Origin of the sequence: Kitasatospora sp. NPDC101155, assembly GCF_044768305.1 — a bacterium.
In the GTDB taxonomy this organism is placed as follows: domain Bacteria; phylum Actinomycetota; class Actinomycetes; order Streptomycetales; family Streptomycetaceae; genus Kitasatospora.
In genome coordinates this window covers 23,025-41,681 of record NZ_JBIWPN010000031.1, presented here as the reverse complement: position 1 = coordinate 41,681, position 18,657 = coordinate 23,025, and the positions used below count along the sequence as shown (strand labels likewise).

General features: G+C 73.1%; 17 protein-coding genes. 2 read left to right on the top strand and 15 right to left on the bottom strand.

Annotated elements, in window-relative coordinates:
• Positions 1 to 22 precede the first annotated feature (22 nt).
• From smc to ACIRYZ_RS32860, 5 genes are all read right to left on the bottom strand, one after another.
• The gene (smc, locus tag ACIRYZ_RS32880) at positions 23 to 3,613 is read right to left on the bottom strand and encodes a chromosome segregation protein SMC (RefSeq protein ID WP_402951442.1); all 3,591 of its coding nucleotides are present in this window, start codon (positions 3,611 to 3,613) and stop codon (positions 23 to 25) included.
• 157 nt (positions 3,614 to 3,770) lie between these two features.
• Complete coding sequence (locus ACIRYZ_RS32875) at positions 3,771 to 3,974, bottom strand: hypothetical protein (protein ID WP_045702518.1); 204 nt, start codon at positions 3,972 to 3,974, stop codon at positions 3,771 to 3,773.
• A 410-nt stretch (positions 3,975 to 4,384) separates the two neighbouring features.
• The gene (locus tag ACIRYZ_RS32870; protein WP_402951440.1) at positions 4,385 to 4,684 is read right to left on the bottom strand and encodes an acylphosphatase; all 300 of its coding nucleotides are present in this window, start codon (positions 4,682 to 4,684) and stop codon (positions 4,385 to 4,387) included.
• A 29-nt stretch (positions 4,685 to 4,713) separates the two neighbouring features.
• Entirely contained in the window at positions 4,714 to 5,232 is a 519-nt protein-coding gene (locus ACIRYZ_RS32865) for a winged helix-turn-helix transcriptional regulator (protein ID WP_402951437.1), read from the bottom strand.
• Between the two features lie 121 nt (positions 5,233 to 5,353).
• Complete coding sequence (locus ACIRYZ_RS32860; protein WP_402951435.1) at positions 5,354 to 6,691, bottom strand: hypothetical protein; 1,338 nt, start codon at positions 6,689 to 6,691, stop codon at positions 5,354 to 5,356.
• A gap of 315 nt (positions 6,692 to 7,006) precedes the next feature.
• Here ACIRYZ_RS32860 and ACIRYZ_RS32855 point away from each other — a divergent pair, with 315 nt between their 5' ends.
• Complete coding sequence (locus ACIRYZ_RS32855; RefSeq protein ID WP_402951432.1) at positions 7,007 to 7,927, top strand: hypothetical protein; 921 nt, start codon at positions 7,007 to 7,009, stop codon at positions 7,925 to 7,927.
• Between the two features lie 4 nt (positions 7,928 to 7,931).
• On the opposite strand, the gene mutM is transcribed toward ACIRYZ_RS32855, so the two are convergent.
• The 10 genes from mutM to ACIRYZ_RS32805 all read right to left on the bottom strand — a co-directional run bounded on the left by mutM (position 7,932) and on the right by ACIRYZ_RS32805 (position 17,954).
• A complete protein-coding gene (gene mutM / locus ACIRYZ_RS32850; protein ID WP_393034645.1) occupies positions 7,932 to 8,810 on the bottom strand; it encodes a bifunctional DNA-formamidopyrimidine glycosylase/DNA-(apurinic or apyrimidinic site) lyase in 879 nt (292 codons plus the stop codon).
• Between the two features lie 54 nt (positions 8,811 to 8,864).
• On the bottom strand, positions 8,865 to 9,653 hold the full coding sequence (gene rnc / locus ACIRYZ_RS32845) for a ribonuclease III (protein WP_380612671.1): 789 nt from the start codon (positions 9,651 to 9,653) through the stop codon (positions 8,865 to 8,867).
• A 20-nt stretch (positions 9,654 to 9,673) separates the two neighbouring features.
• Positions 9,674 to 9,847: a 50S ribosomal protein L32 gene (gene rpmF / locus ACIRYZ_RS32840; RefSeq protein WP_030056747.1), complete on the bottom strand. Its 174-nt coding sequence runs from the start codon at positions 9,845 to 9,847 to the stop codon at positions 9,674 to 9,676.
• Between the two features lie 2 nt (positions 9,848 to 9,849).
• A complete protein-coding gene (locus tag ACIRYZ_RS32835; RefSeq protein ID WP_402951428.1) occupies positions 9,850 to 10,536 on the bottom strand; it encodes a YceD family protein in 687 nt (228 codons plus the stop codon).
• A 133-nt stretch (positions 10,537 to 10,669) separates the two neighbouring features.
• Positions 10,670 to 11,872: an ATP synthase F0 subunit B gene (locus ACIRYZ_RS32830; RefSeq protein WP_402951426.1), complete on the bottom strand. Its 1,203-nt coding sequence runs from the start codon at positions 11,870 to 11,872 to the stop codon at positions 10,670 to 10,672.
• 187 nt (positions 11,873 to 12,059) lie between these two features.
• Entirely contained in the window at positions 12,060 to 12,551 is a 492-nt protein-coding gene (gene coaD, locus ACIRYZ_RS32825; protein ID WP_393034633.1) for a pantetheine-phosphate adenylyltransferase, read from the bottom strand.
• A 47-nt stretch (positions 12,552 to 12,598) separates the two neighbouring features.
• On the bottom strand, positions 12,599 to 13,183 hold the full coding sequence (rsmD, locus tag ACIRYZ_RS32820; RefSeq protein WP_387622242.1) for a 16S rRNA (guanine(966)-N(2))-methyltransferase RsmD: 585 nt from the start codon (positions 13,181 to 13,183) through the stop codon (positions 12,599 to 12,601).
• A 229-nt stretch (positions 13,184 to 13,412) separates the two neighbouring features.
• A complete protein-coding gene (locus ACIRYZ_RS32815; protein ID WP_393034630.1) occupies positions 13,413 to 13,946 on the bottom strand; it encodes a hypothetical protein in 534 nt (177 codons plus the stop codon).
• Positions 13,947 to 14,051: 105 nt separating this feature from the next.
• Entirely contained in the window at positions 14,052 to 16,280 is a 2,229-nt protein-coding gene (recG, locus tag ACIRYZ_RS32810) for an ATP-dependent DNA helicase RecG (protein WP_402951421.1), read from the bottom strand.
• A 39-nt stretch (positions 16,281 to 16,319) separates the two neighbouring features.
• Positions 16,320 to 17,954, bottom strand: coding sequence for a DAK2 domain-containing protein (locus ACIRYZ_RS32805; RefSeq protein ID WP_402951419.1), 1,635 nt, complete (start codon positions 17,952 to 17,954; stop codon positions 16,320 to 16,322).
• A 281-nt stretch (positions 17,955 to 18,235) separates the two neighbouring features.
• Here ACIRYZ_RS32805 and rpmB point away from each other — a divergent pair, with 281 nt between their 5' ends.
• Positions 18,236 to 18,421, top strand: coding sequence for a 50S ribosomal protein L28 (rpmB, locus tag ACIRYZ_RS32800; RefSeq protein ID WP_280718460.1), 186 nt, complete (start codon positions 18,236 to 18,238; stop codon positions 18,419 to 18,421).
• Positions 18,422 to 18,657: the final 236 nt, after the last annotated feature.

The following is an 18,657-nucleotide window of genomic DNA, read 5'->3' as shown; positions in this document are numbered from 1 at the left end:
GCCCGGATGGACCGCAGCCGCCCTAGACCGTCACCGTTCGGACGCCTGCCGGCCGCCGCTCCTTGTGCTCCTCCCGCAGCCGCTGGCTGATCACCTGGGAGATCCCGTCGCCCTTCATGGTCACGCCGTACAGGGCGTCGGCGGACTCCATGGTCAGTTTCTGGTGGGTGATCACGATCAACTGGGAGCTCTCCCGCAGCTCCTCCATGATCCCGATCAGCCGGCGCAGGTTGGTCTCGTCCAGCGCCGCCTCCACCTCGTCCATCACGTAGAAGGGGCTGGGCCGGGCCTTGAAGATCGCCACCAGCAGCGCCACCGCGGTCAGCGAACGCTCGCCGCCGGACAGCAGCGACAGCCGCTTGACCTTCTTGCCGGGCGGGCGGGCCTCCACCTCGACCCCGGTGGTGAGCATGTTGTCCGGGTCGGTCAGCACCAGCCGTCCCTCGCCGCCCGGGAAGAGCCGGGCGAAGACGCCCTCGAACTGGGCCGCGGTGTCGTGGTACGCCGAGGTGAACAGCTGCTCGACCCGCTGGTCCACGTCCCGGACGATGTCCAGCAGGTCGCGCCGGCTGCGCTTGAGGTCGTCCAGTTGCTCGCCGAGAAACTGGTGGCGCTCCTCCAGCGCGGCGAACTCCTCCAGCGCCAGCGGGTTGACCTTGCCGAGCTGCTGGTACGCCTTCTCGGCGGCCTTCAGCCGCCTCTCCTGCTCGGCCCGGACGTACGGGTACGGCTCCCCCGGATCCTGCCCTTCCTCGGGCGTCGACGGCGGGACGGGCTGGTCCGGCCCGTACGAGGCGAGCAGTTCGCCCCCGTCGATGCCGAACTCCTCCAGCGCCCGGGCCTCCAGCTGCTCGATCCGCAGCCGCTTCTCCGCCCGCAGCACCTCGTCCCGGTGCCCGGCGTCGACCAGCTTGTCCAGCTCCTCCTTGAGGCCGCGGCCGTGCTCCCGGTGCTCCCGCAGTTCGTCCTCGCGCTCGGCACGCGCCTGTTCGACCGCCGCGCGCCCGGCGTCCGCGCGGGACAGCGACACCTCCAGGCAGGCCAGCAGCTGCCGGGCGCCCGCAGCGACGGCCGTCGCCACCCCGGCGTCGTGCTCGGCGCGGCGACGGCGCTCGGCGGCCCGGGCGCGCGCCTCCCGTTCGGCGCGGGCGGCCCGGTCCAGCTGGTCGGCCCGGCCGGCCAGGGCGCGGACCCGCTCCTCGTGGGTGCGCACCGCGAGCCGGGCCTCCAGCTCGGCCTGCCGGGCGGCGGAGGCGGCCTCGGCCAGTCGCTGCTGCTCGGCGGGGTCCGGCTCGTCCTCCCCGGCGTCCGCCGACTCCTCGGCCACGGCGAGCCGTTCGGCCAGCTCCTCGGCGGTGGCGAGCAGTTCGGCCAGGCCCTGTTCGGCCCGGGCGGCGGCGGCCGACAACCGTTCGGCCTCCCCGGCGGCGGCGCGGGCCTGTCCGCCGAGGCGGCCGAGCGCACCGGCCACCTGGGCCCGCTCCTTCTCCGCCTGCCTCCGCAGCTCGGCGAGTTGCTCCACCTCGGTGGCCGACTCCCGGCGCAGCTCGGTGAGTTCGGCCAACCGCTCGGCCGACTCGGTGCAGCGCAGGGTGAGTTCCCCGATCGCCCGGGCCGCCTCGTCCACGGCCGCCTGGGTCTCCAGCAGGCTGGGCGCGCCGCCGGAGCCGCCGTGGGCGAAGCCGGTGCCCAGCCGGTCCCCCTCGGCGGTGACGGCGGACAGTCCGGGGCGTTCGGCGACCAGTCGCAGCGCCGAGTCCAGGTCGGCGACCACCGCCACCCCGGCCAGCAGGTTGCGGACGGCGGCGAGCAACTCGGCCGGGCCGTCCACCAGTTCACCGGCCCAGCGGGCCCCGTCCGGCAACTCCCCGGCCGGATGCGGAACTTCCGCGGCCCCGGCGATCAGCAGCGCGGCCCGCCCGGCGTCCTGGTCGCGCAGCAACCGCAGCGCCCCGGCGGCGGCGGACGGCGAGTCCACGGCCACCGCGTCGGCCGCCGCCCCGAGCGCTGCGGCGACGGGTACCTCGCACCCGGCCTCGATCCGCAGCAGCGCGGCCGCCGGACCCAGCAGCCCGGTCAGCCGCTCCCCCGCGTCCAGCAGCGCGCCGGTGCCGTCCTTGCGGCGCAGTCCGAGCGAGAGCGCCTCGTGCCGCGCGGTGAGCCCGGCCCGTTCGCGCTCGGCGGCCCCGGCCGTCTCCCGGGCGGCAGCCAGCTCCCGTTCCACCGCGGCCAGCCGTTCCCGGGCCTGCCGGTGCCCGGCCTCTGCCTGCTCGTCGTCCCCGGTCAGGCCGTCGACCTGCTGCTGGAGCTCGTCCAGTTCACCCTGGGCGGCCTCGGCGCGCAGCAGCGCCTCGTCCCGGGCTTCGGTGAGGCGGCCGATCTCGGCCTCGGCCGAGGCGGCCTTGGAGCGGGCCGCGACCGCCTGCCCCTGCAACCGGGCCAGGCCCTCCCGGCGGTCCGCGATGGCCCGGGCGGCGTCCCGCAGCCGGCGTTCCTCGGCGGCCAGCTCGCGTTCCAGCTCGCTCTTGCGCTCGACTGTCTCGGCCAGCGCGTACTGGGCCTCCTCCAGTGCCTCGGCGAGGGCGGCCTCCTCCTCGCGGACCCGTTCGGCCTCCCGTTCCAGTTCCTCCGGGTCACGACCGCGCCGCTCCTCGGCCTGCCCCCCGGCGGCGGCGTGCCGGACCCGGGCCTCGGCCAGTCCGATGGTGCCGCGGGTGCGTTCGGCGAGCGCGGAGAGCCGGTACCAGGTCTGCCGGGCGGTCTCCAGGCTCGGGCCGAGCTGCTGGACCTGCGCATCCAGCACCCGTTCGCGCTGCACGGCGCGGGCCAGTTCCTGTTCGACGGTGGTGCGGCGCAGTCGCAGCGCGAGTTCGTCGGCGATCTCGGCCTCGACGGCCTGGCGCAGGGTGAGCAGGTCGTCGGCGAGCAGCCGCAGCCGGGCGTCGCGCAGGTCGGCCTGGATGCCGGCGGCGCGGCGGGCGATCCTGGCCTGTCGGCCGAGCGGTCCGAGTTGGCGGCGCAGTTCGGCCACCAAGTCCTGGACGCGGTTGAGGTTGGCCTGCATCGCGTCCAGCTTCCGCAGCGCCTTCTCCTTGCGCTTGCGGTGCTTGAGGACGCCGGCCGCCTCCTCGATGAAGGCGCGGCGGCCCGTCGGGTCGGCGTGCAGGACGGAGTCGAGCTGGCCCTGGCCGACGATGACGTGCATCTCGCGGCCGATGCCGGAGTCGGAGAGCAGCTCCTGGATGTCCAGCAGGCGGCAGGTCTCGCCGTTGAGCGCGTACTCGCTGCCGCCGTTGCGGAACATGGTCCGGGTGATCGTCAGCTCGGAGTAGTCGATCGGCAGGGCGCCGTCGGCGTTGTCGATGGTGAGGCTGACCTCGGCGCGGCCGAGCGGGGCGCGCCCGCTGGTCCCGGCGAAGATGACGTCCTCCATCTTGCCGCCGCGCAGCGACTTGGCGCCCTGCTCGCCCATCACCCAGGACAGCGCGTCGACCACGTTCGACTTGCCGGAGCCGTTCGGGCCGACGACGCAGGTGATGCCCGGCTCGAAGCGCAGAGTGGTGCTGGAGGCGAAGGACTTGAACCCGCGCAGCGTCAGACTCTTCAGGTGCACGCGGCCGGTCCCCTCAATCGCTCACGACGGGAACCGACTGTATCCGGAGTCCGACACGACGAAGGGACGCCACATCCGGGCGTCCCTTGCAAAGCTGCGTCCCTTTCGGGGCGGCTCAGTGCACAGCGGCGTCGATCTGTGAGGACCGGGGCGGGGCTCAGGTCAGAGCCGGCTCCCGCTGGTCCAGATCGATGCTGTTGAGCAGCGAGTGCTCGTCAGCGACAGCGGTGAGCGCGTCGTTCTCAGCCTGCATCCGAAGGAGCTCGGCTTCAAGGTCCTGGACGCGCTGCTGAAGCCGTCGCATCTCGGAGAGCATTCGCGGGTCGGGGCCGCCGACGTACCCGAGAAGCGCCTTTGCCATGATGAATGGTCCTCCACGCTGAGTGACCGAACCGGAACGGTACAGGTCTAGGGGGAAGGGGGACGCACGCGCGGCGCGCACCGGAAGTGCTGGCTGGGCACTACGACACAACCACCGTGAGCTGGGCTCACGACGGCATGCGCCTGCCGGGATACGCGATCGTGTGCGCGGGCTTCAAGCGTCTCACCAAAGACGGTACGGGTCAACACGATCACCGCACGCTACCGCGCCCCTGTCACCTGCCTGGCGGTGTCGTCACGCCTGGGGGTCTCGGGCCGGTTCCATCACGTGCTCGTGGATCATCGTTCGATGCGGAGTCAACCACGAGTCTGCCCGAATGGCAACCGTCTGACACCGACGGTTGCGGATCATTTCCGGAACGCGACGGCAGCAGGCCGGGAAACGGGGGCTCAGCGGATCTCGAAGCCCTCGTAACCCGCGCCGACGGCGGTCCAGATCTCGGTCACACCGCTCACCGCGCCGGGCGTGTCGGGGCCCCGCAGCAGGGCCAGCAGCTCCTCGCAGTCGGCGGCCTGCCCCTCGGCCACCACCTGCACCCGGCCGTCGCCGAGGTTGCTGGCGTAGCCGGTCAGGCCGATCTCCAGCGCCCGCGCCCTGGTCCACCAGCGGAACCCGACCTCCTGGACCTTCCCCCGGACCCAGGCGGTCACCCGGACCGGTTCATCACTGTGGGCGTCGCGACCGTGCATGCCCCGACCCTAACCGGCGGTGCGGCCGGTCACAGCTCCACGGGGCCCTCGACCGTCCAGCCCGGGGTGTGCACCTCGGCGTGCAGTTCGCCACGGCGGACCTCCCGGCCGCAGGTGCGGCAGACCCAGGCCGGGTCGAAGGGGTGCGACTGGTGTCCCTCGGGCTCGTGGGCGAAGGTCACCGGGGAATCCGGCCCCAGCCAGCGGTCGCCCCAGACGCGCAGCGCGTGGGCGAGCGGGGCGAGGTCCCGGCCGGCCTCGGTGAGGTGGTACTCGTAGCGCGGCGGCCGCTCGCTGTACGGGCGGCGCTCGACCACCCCGGCCTCCTCCAGCGCCCGCAGCCGCGCGGTCAGCCGGTCGCGCGGGGCGCCGGTGTTGCGGGCGATCCGGTCGAAGCGGTGGTTACCGTAGAACAGCTCGCGCACCGCCAGCAGCGCCCACTTCTCGCCCACCACCTGGAGCGCCGCCGCCATCGAGCACGGTCGGCCGGGAACGGCGGCCCGAGCGGTCGCAGGGGTGTCGGCGGTGCCGGTGGTGTCGGAGGTCACAGCGCCAGCCTGCCACACCGGGTTGGCTTCTCAAACCGCGTCGCTCGGCCCCGCCCGAGGACGGCGAACGGCCCCGCCGGAAGAACCGGCGGGGCCGTGGGGTCAGGCTCGGATCAGCGGGTCACCAGTCGTCGCCACCGCCACCGAAGTCGCCGCCACCGCTCCAGTCGCTGCCGCTGAAGTCCGCGGCGTTGAAGTCGGCCCCGGTGTAGTCGCCGCCGTCGTACTGGTCCTGGTAGCCGTGGTGGCTCTCCATCATCGGCGCCGCGGCGTAGGCGGGCTCGCTCATCATCGAGCCGAGCACGGTGCCGACCAGCAGGCCCGGCAGCAGGCCGCCGCCGAAGCTGCTGTAGTACCCGCCCGCGTACGGCGCGTAGGCCGGGCCGGCGTTCCAGTAGGGCTGCGGGCCGTACTCGGTGTCGACGGTGCGGACCGCCGGGTCGAGGCCGGCCGCGACCCGGTCGGCGTCGGCCTGGCAGACCGGGACGGAGCGGGCGGCGCCGCCGGCCGGGGCCCAGTCGACGTCCTTGACGGACGGACCGTGCCGCGGGTCCATGAAGCACGGGGGACGACGCTCGGGCAGCGGGCGCTTCTCCCGCCGGGCGGCCAGGGTGGCCAGCGCGAACCGGCCCTCCTCGATCGCCTCGGTGACCTGCTTGACGTCGTCCGGCTTCTTGGCCTCGTTCATCAGCCGCTTGGAGGTCTCGTACGAGTCCAGGGCGCGGCTGTAGTCGGCGCGCTGGGCGTCGTCGGCGTCCGACGCGCCGGGGCTGAAGTCCAGCCGCTCCAGCTCGGTGCCGAAGGCGGTGATGTCCTCGTCGACGACGCGGCGCAGCTGCTCCAGCTCGGCGCGGGCCTGCTCCTCCTTGCGCTTCTTGGCGCGGCGGAAGAGGAAGAAGACGCCGGCGCCGGCCAGCACCACCAGCACGACCGGGATGACCACCCAGGCGATCGAGGTGCTGTGGTTGACCCCGGTGCCCTTGGTCTGCGGGGCGGCCTGGTCGACGAAGTCGTTCAGGGTCGCGTTGATGTCACCCTTGTCGGCACGGGAGACGGCGCCCCCGATCCGGTCCGCGACGCCGACGCCCATCGCGCCGCGGTCGGCGCGGGCCAGGAAGCCGCTGTTGCCCCGCCAGACGCCGTAGACGCCGTCGATGCCCACCAGGGTGCGCAGGTCCGTGAGGACGGTGTCCTTGTTGGCGGCGTCGGGGACGACCGCGATGAAGATCGGCTTGTCGGCCTTCTCGATCTTCTTGGTCAGGGCGTCGGCCTGGGCCTGGCTGAAGCGGTCCAGCATCGTCGGGGCGACGTAGACCTGCCCCTTCTTCAGGGTGGCGGCGGCGTCGCTCAGGCCGCCGGCCGCGGAGGCCGAGGGCGCCAGGAGGAGCATCAGCCCGAGCAGCGCCGCCACCAGGGCAAGCGGCCCGGTGCCCCGGGTACGTCGTGCAAGGGTTCTCATGTCCCCGACGCTACCGCGACCAGCGGCAGAGCACGGCATACCCTTCGCATACTGGTTATGACAAGACCCCCGCCGACCGCCGGGGCGGTACCCCTTCTCGCGGATGAGATTTCCCCCAGTCGCCCCTGAGACGGGTGGGGCACGGGAACCAGCGGAGGCGCCCGGACGTACGTCCCGGCGGGCCCGGGGTGGTGCGGGGGCAGCCCTGCGGCGGCCCGGGGGGCGTCCCGACCGTACCGCGCGAACGGGCATAGTGGGTCCCGGACCGCTGGTCCCATTACCTGTTCTTGACCCAACTCCCGATCGGAGCGCTCGGTGATCATCGGCCTCGTCACAGCCGTTGCGGCATCCGCCTGCTACGGCACCGGCTCGGTCCTGCAGGCCGTCGGATCCCGCCGCTCCGCCCAGGAGGAGGCGGCCAAGGGCGCCACCACCTCGACCACCGAGCACGGCGGACCGAGTCTGTCCTCCACCGCCAAGGCCGCCGTCACCTGGGAGTTCATCACCGGTTCGGTGCTCGACCTGATCGGCTTCGGGCTGGGCGCGCTGGCCGCGCGGCTGCTGCCGCTGTTCCTCTCCCAGACCATCATCAGCGCCAACCTGGTGATCACCGCGCTGCTCAGCATCAAGCTGCTGGGCATCCGGCTCAAGCAGCTGGAGTGGGCCTCGATCGGCGTGCTCTGCTCGGCGCTGGTGCTGCTGGCCGTCTCGGCCGGGCCGGAGGGCGGCCACCACGCGGAGATGGCCTTCCACTGGTGGCTGCTGATCATCACCACCGTGCTGCTGGTCGGCGGCGGCCTGCTGGTGCGCCGGATGGGCTCCAAGGGCGCGATCGTCGCCGGTCTGCTCTCCGGCCTCGGCTTCGGCGGCCTGGGCGTGGGCGTGCGCATCCTCAACGGCCTGGAGCCCTTCGACCTCGGGCAGCTGCTCTCCGACCCGGCGCTGTACGCGATCCTGATCGGCGGCCTCGGCGGCATGTACGTGCACACCGTGGCGCTGCAGATCGGCTCGGTGAACGGCGCGACCGCCGCGCTGGTGGTCGGCGAGACGGTGCTGCCCGGCGCGGTCGGCGTGCTCTGGCTCGGCGACTCCTCCAAGGCCGGCCTGGGCTGGCTCGGCGTGGTCGGCTTCCTGCTCGCGGTGGTTTCCGCGGTCGGCGTCGCCTACTTCGGCCAGGACACCCACGGCGCCCCGGCCGAGGAGCCCGCCGGGCAGCCGGAACTCGCCGGGAAGTAGCGGCTCAGCCCCCGCTGCGGGTCCGCGGCACGCGCTGGCAGCGGGGGCAGAAGTAGCTGGAACGGTTCATCCAGGCGGCCCGCCGGATCGGGGTGCCGCAGCGGCGGCAGGGCTCCTGTTCGCGGCCGTAGGCGTCGAGGTCCCGGGAGAAGTAGCCGCTCTCGCCGTTCACGTTGACGTACAGGCTGTCGAAGCTGGTGCCGCCGACGGCGAGCGCCGCGGTCATCACGTCCCGGGCGTTGGCCAGCAGCAGGGCGGCCTGGGGGCGGGTGAGCGTCCCGGTCGGGCGGTCGTAGTGCAGCTTGGAGCGCCACAGCGCCTCGTCGGCGTAGATGTTGCCGACGCCGCTGATCAGGGTCTGGTCCAGCAGCGCCCGCTTGACCGTGGTGCGCTTGGCCCGGAGCGCGGCCGCGAAGGCCTCGTCGTCGAAGCGCGGGTCGAGCGGGTCGCGGGCGATGTGCGCGATGGAGACCGGCGTGCCCTCCGGGTCGCCCTCCTCGGCCTCCTCGACCGCCAGGCCGCCGAAGGTCCGCTGGTCGACGAAGCGCAGCTCGCGCCCGCCGTCGGTGAAGCGCAGCCGGACCCGCAGATGGGTCTCGTCCGGCGTCGACGGGTCCTGGACGAGGAGCTGGCCGCTCATCCCGAGGTGGCCGATCAGCGAGAAACCCGCGCCGGTGCCGGTCAGCGGCAGCCAGAGGTACTTGCCGCGCCGCTGCGCGGTGCCGAGGGTGGTGCCGGTCAGCCGGGCCGTGAAGTCGGCCGCGCCGGCCGGCTGGCGGCGCACCGCGCGCGGGTGCAGCACCTGGACGTCGGCGACGGTCCGCCCGGCGACCCAGTTCGCCAGACCGCGGCGGACGACCTCGACCTCGGGAAGTTCGGGCACGGGAACAGGCCTCCTGCGAAGAAGATGTCGGCAGGAGTGAAGGCTACTTCGAGGTCACGCCCCGGCGGGCAGCCGGTCCGCGTACTTCTCCTTGATCGCGCGCCAGGCGCTCTCGGCGGCCTTCTGCTCGGCTTCCTTCTTGGAGCGGCCGACGCCGCTGCCGAAGTCCTCGCCGGCCACCCGGGCCGCCGCGGTGAAGGTCTTCTCGTGGTCCGGACCGGACTCCATGACCACGTACTCGGGCACCCCGATGCCCACCGAGGCGGTGAGCTCCTGGAGGCTGGTCTTCCAGTCCAGGCCGGCTCCCAGCTGAGAGGACTCCTCGATCAGCGGGTCGAACAGCCGGTGGACGAACTCGGTCGCCGCCTCCAGACCGCGGTCCAGGTAGACGGCCCCGATCACGGCCTCGACCGTGTCGGCGAGGATCGACGACTTGTCGCGGCCGCCGGTGCCCTCCTCGCCCTTGCCGAGCCGGATGAACGCGCCGAGGTCCAGGCCCCGGCCGACGTCCGCGAGCGCGCGGGAGTTGACGACCGCGGCGCGCAGTTTGGCGAGCGTGCCCTCCGGGACGTCCGGGTGGACGCGGTAGAGGGTGTCGGTCACCACCAGGCCCAGCACCGAGTCGCCGAGGAACTCCAGGCGCTCGTTGGTGGGCAGACCCCCGTTCTCGTACGCGTACGAGCGGTGGGTCAGGGCACGTACCAGAAGGGCGCGCTCAAGCGTGTACCCGAGGCGCCCTTCCAGGACGTCGTATTCGGTCGAAGCCGGCCCGCCGGCCTTGCCGCTACCCGAAGAACCCTTCGAGGCAGAGGACGCCTTGCGGGTGGAGTTACCGTCCGACATCGATCCGTACACCCCGCCGATCAGACCGAGAGGACCTGGCGGCGGTTGTACGTGCCGCAGCTGGGGCACGCGATGTGGCCGAGCTTCGGCTCGTGGCAGCGGTCGCACGCCACGAGGGCCGGAACGACGGCCTTCCAGTTGGAACGGCGGTGGCGCGTGTTGCTGCGCGACATCTTCCGCTTCGGAACAGCCACGGCTACTTCTCCTGGTTCTCGGCGGCACCCTCACGGGTGTCGCTGTTCTTGATCCCGTCACCCTCGTCGCCGGGGGCGGCGGAGAGTCCCTGCAGAGCCGCCCACCGGGGGTCGGCGGCGTCGTGGTGGTGCGTCGGGTCGTCGCTCAGGCGTGCTCCGCACTCGGAGCACAGGCCCAGGCAGTCGTCCTGGCACACCGGCTGCAGCGGCAGTGCGAGCACCACCGCGTCACGCAGCACCGGCTGGAGGTCGAAGAAGTCGCCCTCCAGGCGGTAAGTCTCTTCCTCCGAGTCCTCGTCGAGGTCCTCGGTCCCGGTGGTCCGGGCGCGGTGGCGCTCGTCGGACTCCGGGTAGTAGTACAGCTCCTGGAAGTCCACGTCGATGTCGAACTCGACGGGCTCCAGGCACCGGACGCACTCACCCTCGACGTGGGCGTCGGCGGTGCCGGTGACCAGCACGCCCTCGACCACGGACTCCAGGCGGAGCTCCAGCTCGATCGGGCTCTTCTCCGGGACGCCGATCACGTCGATGATCCCGAAGCCCTCGGGGGCCTCCAGGGTCCGACTCACCTTGCGCATGGCGCCCGCACGACGGCCCAGCTCGTGCGTGTCGAACACGAGGGGGTCGCGGTGGTCGAGGCGGTTCAAGGTGTCCTGACTTCCATCGGAATCAATGCTCTGTGTCCCCATTCGAATCGGGCATTGCGAGGGCAAGCCGACGGCCGGACATGGGGATGCCGGAGTGGTCAGACTACCGGAGTCTCCCGTCAGGCCCAACTTCGGTCCCGTCAGGAGACTCCCGGCAGCCCCACCGGGGGCCGGCTCAGCGACCGCCGAGCTCCCGCAGCCGGGTCATGTCGATCATGCTGGTGTCGAAGAAGCTGGTCTCGTCCAGGCCTTGCTGCTGGTGCGGCACCGCCGGGGGCAGGGCGGGCTGCTGGTGGTGCGGCACGGCCGGGGGCAGAGCCTGCTGCTGCGGGTAGGTGTAGCCGTCGTACGACTGGGCCCCGTAGCCGTCCTGCTGCTGGGGATACCCGTAGGCGCCGCCCTGCTGGTCCTGGTAGCCCTGCTGCTGCGGGTAGCCGCCCTGCTGCTGGCCCCACTGGGCGCTGTACGGGTCGCCCTGGCCGGCCGGGTCGAAGCCGCCGCCGTACACCTCGGCGTACTGCCCGCCCTGCTGGTGGGCGGCGGCCGCGTACTGGTCGGCGCCGGAGTCCTGCCAGCCGGCCGCGGCCGGGGTCTGCTCGGGCCAGGTCTGCTGCTGCGGGACGTCCTCGCGGTACCAGGCGATGTCGTCGCCGTCGGCGTCCGCGGCGAAGCCGGCGGCCACCGCCTCGGCCCGCTCCTTGGCCTGCTGCGCCTCGTCGGCGGCGGCCAGGTAGGCGCCCAGCTCGTCGATCGGCCGCTTGCCGAGGAGCTTGTCGCGGCCCTTGCCGACCGCCTCCAGGGTGGCGCCGAGCACGTTCTCCAACGTGGCGAGCTTCACATCGACGTACTCGTCGACCTCGGGGCTCGGGCTGATCCGCTGCGGCTGGAACTCCTCGCCGTCGGTCTCGCCCTCGTGGTCAGCCTCGAAGACGCTGGAGTCGCCGCGCAGCTTGGTCCGGCCGCGGCCGACCGCGCCGAGCGTCTTGGTCAGCACGACCTCGAAGTTGGCCAGCTTGCTGTCCACGTAGTCGTCCGCCTCGGCCCGCTTGGTCTCGACCTCGCCCCGGGCCTCGGCCAGGATCCGGTCCGCCTCGGCCTGCGCCCGGCGGACCACCTCGGTGTCCGAGATGAGCGAGCCGCGCTCGGCGTGCGCGCCCTGGATGATCCGCTCGGCCTCGGCCTCGGCGTCCGCCACCACCTGCTCGTGGTCGGCCATCACCGACTGCGCCTGGGCGAGTTCGGCGGGCAGGGCCGCCTTGAGGTCGTTGAGCAGGCCGATCAGCTCGGCCCGGTTCACCACGCAGGAGGCCGACATCGGCATCGAGCGGGCGTTCTCGACCGCCGCCACGATCTCGTCGACCTTGTTCTGCACGTCCACGGGGCTTCGTCTTTCCGTGTGCCGCCGACGGTCCGGCGGAGGCAGGCCCGGTGCGGCGTACCTCACCGCGGGGCAGGGATACAGACTGTACGGCCCCCGCGCGGCGAGCTCACAACGCCTGAGCCGAACCGGCCTCCACTGCCCTGGACAATCCATGACGAACCGGCAGAAACGGACTAAAGGTCGACTACTGCTCGGCCTTGCGCTCCGCGATCCGCTCGACCAGCCGGCGGTGCACCGTCTCCGGCAGCAGGTGCGAGACGTCACCGCCGTACGAGGCCACCTCCTTGGCCAGCGTCGAGGAGAGGAAGCTGTACGTCGGCGAGGTCGGCAGGAACAGCGTCTCCACGCCGGTCAGGCCGTTGTTCATGTGCGCCATCTGCAGCTCGTAGTCGAAGTCGCTGACCGCGCGCAGGCCCTTGACGATCGCCGGGATCCCGCGCTCCCGGCAGTAGTCCACCAGCAGGCCCTGGTGCGACTCGACCACCACGTTGCCGAACTCCGCGGTGACGTCCTCGATCAGGCCGATCCGCTCCCCGATGGTGAACATGCCCTGCTTGTTCGGGTTGACCAGGACCGCGACGTGCACCACGTCGTACAGCTTCGAGGCGCGCTCGATGATGTCGAGGTGGCCGTTGTGGATCGGGTCGAACGAACCGGGACAGACGGCTCGGCGCATGGCGTGTGCTCCCTCGTGGGGTGACGGCTGCTGCGGGCCGCGGCCCGCTACTCGTGGTCGCTGGCCTCGGCGGCGGCGCGACCGTACCAGAGCGTGCCCTCGCCGTAGCGGCGGGAGCGCAGCACCTCGAAGCCCTCGGGCCAGCCGAACTCGCCGCCACGGGTGCTGCGCTCCACGGTGACGAGTGCGTCCTCCGCGAGCCAGCCCCCAGCCAACAGTGTGATCAGCATCTCCCGCAGCTCCCCGTCCGTCACGGCGTACGGCGGATCGAGGAACACCAGGTCGTAGGGGGTCTGCGGGGGCGGGCCGACGATCACCTTCTCCGCCTTGGCGGCCCGCACCTCGGCGCCCGGCAGCCCGATGGTGCGGACGTTCTCCCGGATCACCCGGGCCGCCTGGCCGTCCGCCTCGACCAGCAGGACGTGCTCGGCCCCGCGCGACAGGGCCTCCAGGCCGACCGCGCCCGATCCGCCGAACAGGTCCAGCATCCGGGCCCCGTGCAGGGTGCCGCGGAACGCCTCCAGGGTGGAGAACATCGCCTCCCGGGCCTTGTCGGAGGTCGGGCGAGTGCCCCGGCCGGGCGGTACGGCCAGCCGGCGGCCGCCGGCCGACCCGGCGATCACGCGGGTCATGGTGGTGAAGGGTCCTTTCGTCGCTGCCCGACCACGCTATCCCGCCCCGAGCCGAAGGGGCGCGCCGGTGCCGAAAGGGAGAAGCGACAAGCGACGAAGGAGCGCCGGAGCGCCGACCGTCGGCACCGGATCCGAGCGCCCCGGAGGCGAGCGGCGAGTGGCGAGTCACCCCGCCGCGCTCACGCCGAGCGGGTGCGGCCCGACGGACCGCACCCGCACACCAGGGCGGTCAGCTCGCCTCGGAGCCCGCCCCCTGGGCCGGGACCGCCGCGCCGAGCAGGGCCGGCGAGGCGTAGCGGGACCAGGACAGGCAGCCGTCGGGCGGGCAGAACTCGGGGCGGCGCGGGTCGTGCCCGAGCTCGCGCAGCTTGGTCCGGACGGAGTCGGGCGTACGGCCGAAGCGAGCGGCGATCCGGGCGACGGTCTCGCCGTCGTGGAAGCGCCGGACCAGCTCCTCCTCGTGCTGCGGCACCCAGGGGGCACCGTGACCCGGGTACAGCTCGCGCAGCACGTCGCGGTCGGGGATGGGCTCGGAGACGTCGGCGACGATCGCCAGCGCCCGCAGCGCGCGGTTGAGCGCGATCCGCAGCGAGGCGACGTCCTCGACCGGCAGGCGGAGCTTGCCCGAGGCGAGCGGCGCGGCGGCCGCCCCCTCGCGCCAGCCGGTCAGGGTGAGGGTGACCTCGCGGTCGTCGTCGCTGGCGAGTTCGATCCGGAAGACCTTGTCGCCGAGCGGGAGCTCGTTGAGATGACGGAATGCCATGGCAGGACCCCCAAGTGTCGCGCCAGGTACGCACCTTGAGGGTGCGTCCTGAACACCTTCATTCTCTCGCGGGGGTCTGACAGTCCGGCCTCCCCGAGGGCCCGCTCAGCCCTTCTCCATGTAGGCCGCGCGGTCCTCGTCGAGCAGGCTCTCCAGTGCGGTGCGCAGCTCCGGGTGGGCGGCGAGGTCCGGGTCCTCGGCGACCAGCCGGGTGGCCTCGGTCCGGGCGGTGAGGATGACCTCCTCGTCCTCCAGCACCGAGAGCACCTTGAGCGAGGACTTCACCCCGGACTGCGCCTGGCCCAGCACGTCGCCCTCGCGGCGCTGTTCGAGGTCGATCCGGGACAGCTCGAAGCCGTCCAGGGTGCCGGCCACCGCGTCCAGCCGGGCCCGGGCGGCGCTGCCCCCGGGCATGTCGCTGACCAGCAGGCACAGGCCCGCCGCGCTGCCACGGCCGACCCGACCGCGCAGCTGGTGGAGCTGGGAGACGCCGAAGCGGTCCGCGTCCATGATGACCATCACGGTGGAGTTGGGGACGTTGACGCCGACCTCGATGACCGTGGTGGCGACCAGCACGTCCACCTCCCCGGCCGCGAACCGGCGCATCACCTCGTCCTTGGCCTCCGGGGCGAGCCGGCCGTGCAGGATCTCCACCCGCAGGCCGCTCAGCGGGCCCTCGACGAGCTTCTCGGCGGTCTCCACCACCGAGAGCGGCGGCCGCCGTTCGTCACTGGCGGCGCCGATGTCGGCGACCTCCTCGAAGTCCTCCTCGGCCGCCTTGCGCTTCTTCTTCGACTCGCCCTTGGTGGCGGCCGCGGGCTCCTCGTCCCCGATCCGGGGGCAGACCACGTACGCCTGGTGGCCCTTGGTGACCTCCTCGCGGACCCGTTCCCAGGCCCGGGTGAGGAAGTTGGGCTTCTCCAGCGCGGGGACGACGTGGGTGGAGATCGGCGAGCGCCCGGCCGGGAGCTGGTCCAGGACGGAGGTCTCCAGATCGCCGAAGACGGTCATCGCGACGGTGCGCGGGATCGGGGTGGCGGTCATCACCAGCAGGTGCGGCGGCTGCTCGCCCTTGGCGCGCAGCGCGTCCCGCTGCTCGACGCCGAAGCGGTGCTGCTCGTCCACCACGACCAGGCCGAGGTCCTGGAACTGGACCTTGTCCTCGATCAGCGCGTGGGTGCCGATGGCGATCCCGGCGTCCCCGCAGGCCATGTCGAGCAGCGCCTGCCGACGGGCGGGAACGCCCATCGAGCCGGTCAGCAGCACCACCCGGGTGCCGAGGTCGGAGCCGCCGAGCATGCCGCCCTCGGCCAGGTCTCCCATCATCTCGACGATCGAGCGGTGGTGCTGCTGGGCCAGCACCTCGGTGGGCGCGAGCAGGACGGCCTGGCCGCCCGCGTCCACCACGGCGAGCATCGCGCGCAGCGCGACCAGGGTCTTCCCGGAGCCGACCTCGCCCTGGAGCAGGCGGTGCATCGGGTGCTCGGTCGCCAGGTCGGCGGCGATCTCGCCGGACACCTTCTGCTGGCCCTCGGTGAGGGTGAACGGCAGCCGGGCGTCGAAGGCGTCCAGCAGGCCGCCCTCGCGGGCCTTGCGCGGCTTGGCGGGCAGGGCGGAGTCGGCGGCGCGACGCTGGGCGAGGGCGACCTGCAGCACGAAGGCCTCGTCCCAGCGCAGCCGGCTCTGGGCGCGCTCGCGGTCCGCCTGGCCGAGCGGGCGGTGGATCAGCTCCAGCGCCTCGGGCAGCGGGATCAGGTCGTGCCGCTCGCGCAGTTCGGCGGGCAGCGGTTCGCCGACATCGCCGAGGTGCTTGGTGAGCGCGGTCTCGATGCAGATCGACAGCTTCCAGCTGGGCATCTGGGCGCTGGCGCCGTAGACCGGGATGAGCCGGCCGGCGAACTGCCGGGCGGCGTCGGATCCGGCGGCGTCGTCGAGCAGTTGGTAGTCGGGCGAGACCAGTTGGCGGGTGCGGTTGAAGACGCCGACCTTCCCCGCGAACAGGCCCTGGGCGCCGGCCTTGAGCTCCTTCTGCCGCCAGCCCTGGTTGAAGAACACCAGGGAGAGCCGGCTGCGGCCGTCGGTGACCACGACCTCCAGGCGGTCGCCCTTGCGGCCGCGGAACGGGATGAGCGTGACCTTCTCGATCCGGGCCAGCACGGTGACGTGCTCGTCGATCTCCAGCTCGTCCAGGCTGGTGAGCTGGCCGCGTTCGACGTACCGGCGGGGATAGTGGTGCAGCAGGTCCCCGACCGTGCGCAGCTTGAGGCTGTCGGCGAGCACCTTCGCGGTACGGTCGCCGACGAGCTTGGTCAGTGGTTCATCGAGAGCGCCCATCAGGCCCCTGTTTACACCACGGGACCGACAAACCGGGCCCTACTCCACTCCGATGAGCAGGGGCGTGGACTCCTGCCCGCCGTGGAAGACCACCGCGTCCACCTCCGGCCGCTGGTGGCGCACGTGCGCGACCAGCCGGTCGGCGAGCGTCCGGTCGGCGCCCTCGCCGAGGATCAGGGTGACGAGTTCGCCGCCGGCGCCGAGCATCCGGTCCAGCACGCTCTCGCCGACCTCGGCCAGTGCGCCGCCGATCACCGCGACGTCGCCGTCGATCAGGCCGAGCACGTCCCCGGCCTGGCAGACCCCGGCCATGGTCCAGGACTCCCCCTCGGCGACGGCGAGTTCGGCGTACCGGGTGGCCCCGGCGGCGGAGGTCATGGCGACCACGTCCTCGTCGAAGCGGCGGCCGCCCTCGTGCACCGCGAGCGCCGCGAGCCCCTGGACCGGCGAGCGGGTGGGCAGGACGGCGATCCGCACGCCCTCCTCGCGCAGCTGGTCGGCGGCGGCCCCGGCGGCGGCGCGCAGTTCGGGGTCGTTGAGCAGCAGCACCACCTCGCGGGCGGCCGAGCGGCGGACCGCGGCGGCGAGTTCGGCGCTGGCCGGACGGCGGTCCGGGTCGGTGTGCAGGGCGACGGCGCCGGCCTGCTCGCACAGTTCGGCCAGGCCCTCGCCGGAGACCACGCAGAGCACCGTACGGGCCCGCTCCTCGCACTCGCCGCGCTCGGCGGCGGTGCTGCCGGCCCGGGCGGCGGCCTCGGCGAAGTGGGTGATCCGGATCTGGTGCGGGCGCCCGGCCCGGACGCCGGCCTCCACGGCGGCGCCCGCGTCGTCCACGTGGACGTGCACGTTCCACAGGCCGTCGCCGCCGCCGATCACCAGGGAGTCGCCGAGCCCGCCGAGCCGCTCGCGCAGCGCGGGCAGCGCCTGGTCGGGGGCGTCCAGCAGGTAGATGACCTCGAAGGCGGGGTGGCCCGGGCCGGGCGGCCGCAGGTGGACCTCGCAGCTCTCGACGGCCCGGACGTCCCCGCGCAACGCGACCGGCCCCATCGGCTGCTGCCCGGCGACGGCGTCGGCGAGCGCGCCGAGCACGGCCACCAGGCCGCGCCCGCCGGCGTCCACCACCCCGTTCTCGGCCAGTACGGCGAGCTGCTCGGGGGTGTGCCGCAGCGCGTCCCGGGCGGCCCGGTAGGCGGTGTCGGCGACCTGCGCGAGCCCGTCCCCGGCCCGGACGGCCTCCCGGGCGGCGACCCGGGCGACGGTCAGCAGGGTGCCCTCGACGGGCTCGGCGACGGCCTGGTAGGCGGAGTCGGCGGCCCGCTGGAGGGCGGCCCGCAGCTGTTCGGCGCCGCCGCCGTCGGCGAGCGTCTCGGCGGTGCCGCGCAGCCACTGGGCGAGGATCACCCCGGAGTTGCCGCGGGCGCCGACCAGGGCGCCGCGGGCCATCGCCCGGACCGCGTCGGCCAGTCCGGGGGCCGGGCCGGCGGCGGGGTCGGCGAAGCGGCTCTCCACCTCGGCGGCGGCGGACTCGACGGTCAGGTAGAGGTTGGTGCCGGTGTCGCCGTCCGGGACCGGATAGACGTTGAGCGCGTCGATCTCCTCGCGGGCCTGGCCGAGCGCGCGCAGGGCGAGCTGGCACCAGGTGCGCACGGCCGGGGCGTCGAGCGTGTGCAGCACCAGGTCTCCTCCGGATGGGACGCCGATATGGCCTGACGGGCAGCGGCATGGGGTGATACCGGCAGGTTATCGGGGCCGGGCGGGGTCGCCCGGTCCGGCGACCGGAGCGATCACTCGGCCGCTCATGGTAGTTTCGTGGGACGGAAGCAAGCGTTGTATGCTCTTCCGGTTGCCTGGAACCGTCCAGGCTCACCCCCTTGTCCGGTCTGGTTCACGCGAGTGCTCCGGTGGGTGAGTGGGGTTTTCGAAAGTATCTGATCTGAAGTCTTGGAGTGACTCCTGTGGCTGCCAACTGCGACGTCTGCGGCAAGGGGCCGGGCTTCGGCAACAGCATCTCCTTCTCGCACCGCCGTACCCCCCGTCGTTGGAACCCCAACATCCAGACGGTGCGCGCTGTGATTGGGCGGACGCCGAAGCGGCTCAACGTCTGCACCTCGTGCATCAAGGCCGGTAAGGTCTCGCGCTGACGCGCAGACCGGCATGCCGGTCCTCCAGTGAGTCGGTTCATCCTCGGATGGACCGGCTTCGCTGTTTTCGGGACCGGTCACGCTTTCCGGACGTAACCGTGGTGGGGGGGGGCCCCGGGGGGCCCCCCCCCCCCGCCGCCCCGCCCCCCCCCCGGGGGTCGGCGAGCGCCCGCGGCCCGGGGGGGGGGCCGGGCCGATGCCCGCGCCCCGCGCGGCGCCACCCGCGCGCGCGCCGG

Excerpts from the sequence above, each read along its gene's own strand:
- ACIRYZ_RS32875 (WP_045702518.1), bottom strand. The coding sequence starts at position 3,974 with ATGGCAAAGGCGCTTCTCGGGTACGTCGGCGGCCCCGACCCGCGAATG.
- ACIRYZ_RS32870 (WP_402951440.1), bottom strand. The coding sequence starts at position 4,684 with ATGCACGGTCGCGACGCCCACAGTGATGAACCGGTCCGGGTGACCGCC.
- ACIRYZ_RS32860 (WP_402951435.1), bottom strand. The coding sequence starts at position 6,691 with ATGAGAACCCTTGCACGACGTACCCGGGGCACCGGGCCGCTTGCCCTG.
- rnc (WP_380612671.1), bottom strand. The coding sequence starts at position 9,653 with ATGTCGGACGGTAACTCCACCCGCAAGGCGTCCTCTGCCTCGAAGGGT.
- ACIRYZ_RS32835 (WP_402951428.1), bottom strand. The coding sequence starts at position 10,536 with ATGGGGACACAGAGCATTGATTCCGATGGAAGTCAGGACACCTTGAAC.
- coaD (WP_393034633.1), bottom strand. The coding sequence starts at position 12,551 with ATGCGCCGAGCCGTCTGTCCCGGTTCGTTCGACCCGATCCACAACGGC.
- rsmD (WP_387622242.1), bottom strand. The coding sequence starts at position 13,183 with ATGACCCGCGTGATCGCCGGGTCGGCCGGCGGCCGCCGGCTGGCCGTA.
- ACIRYZ_RS32815 (WP_393034630.1), bottom strand. The coding sequence starts at position 13,946 with ATGGCATTCCGTCATCTCAACGAGCTCCCGCTCGGCGACAAGGTCTTC.
- recG (WP_402951421.1), bottom strand. The coding sequence starts at position 16,280 with ATGGGCGCTCTCGATGAACCACTGACCAAGCTCGTCGGCGACCGTACC.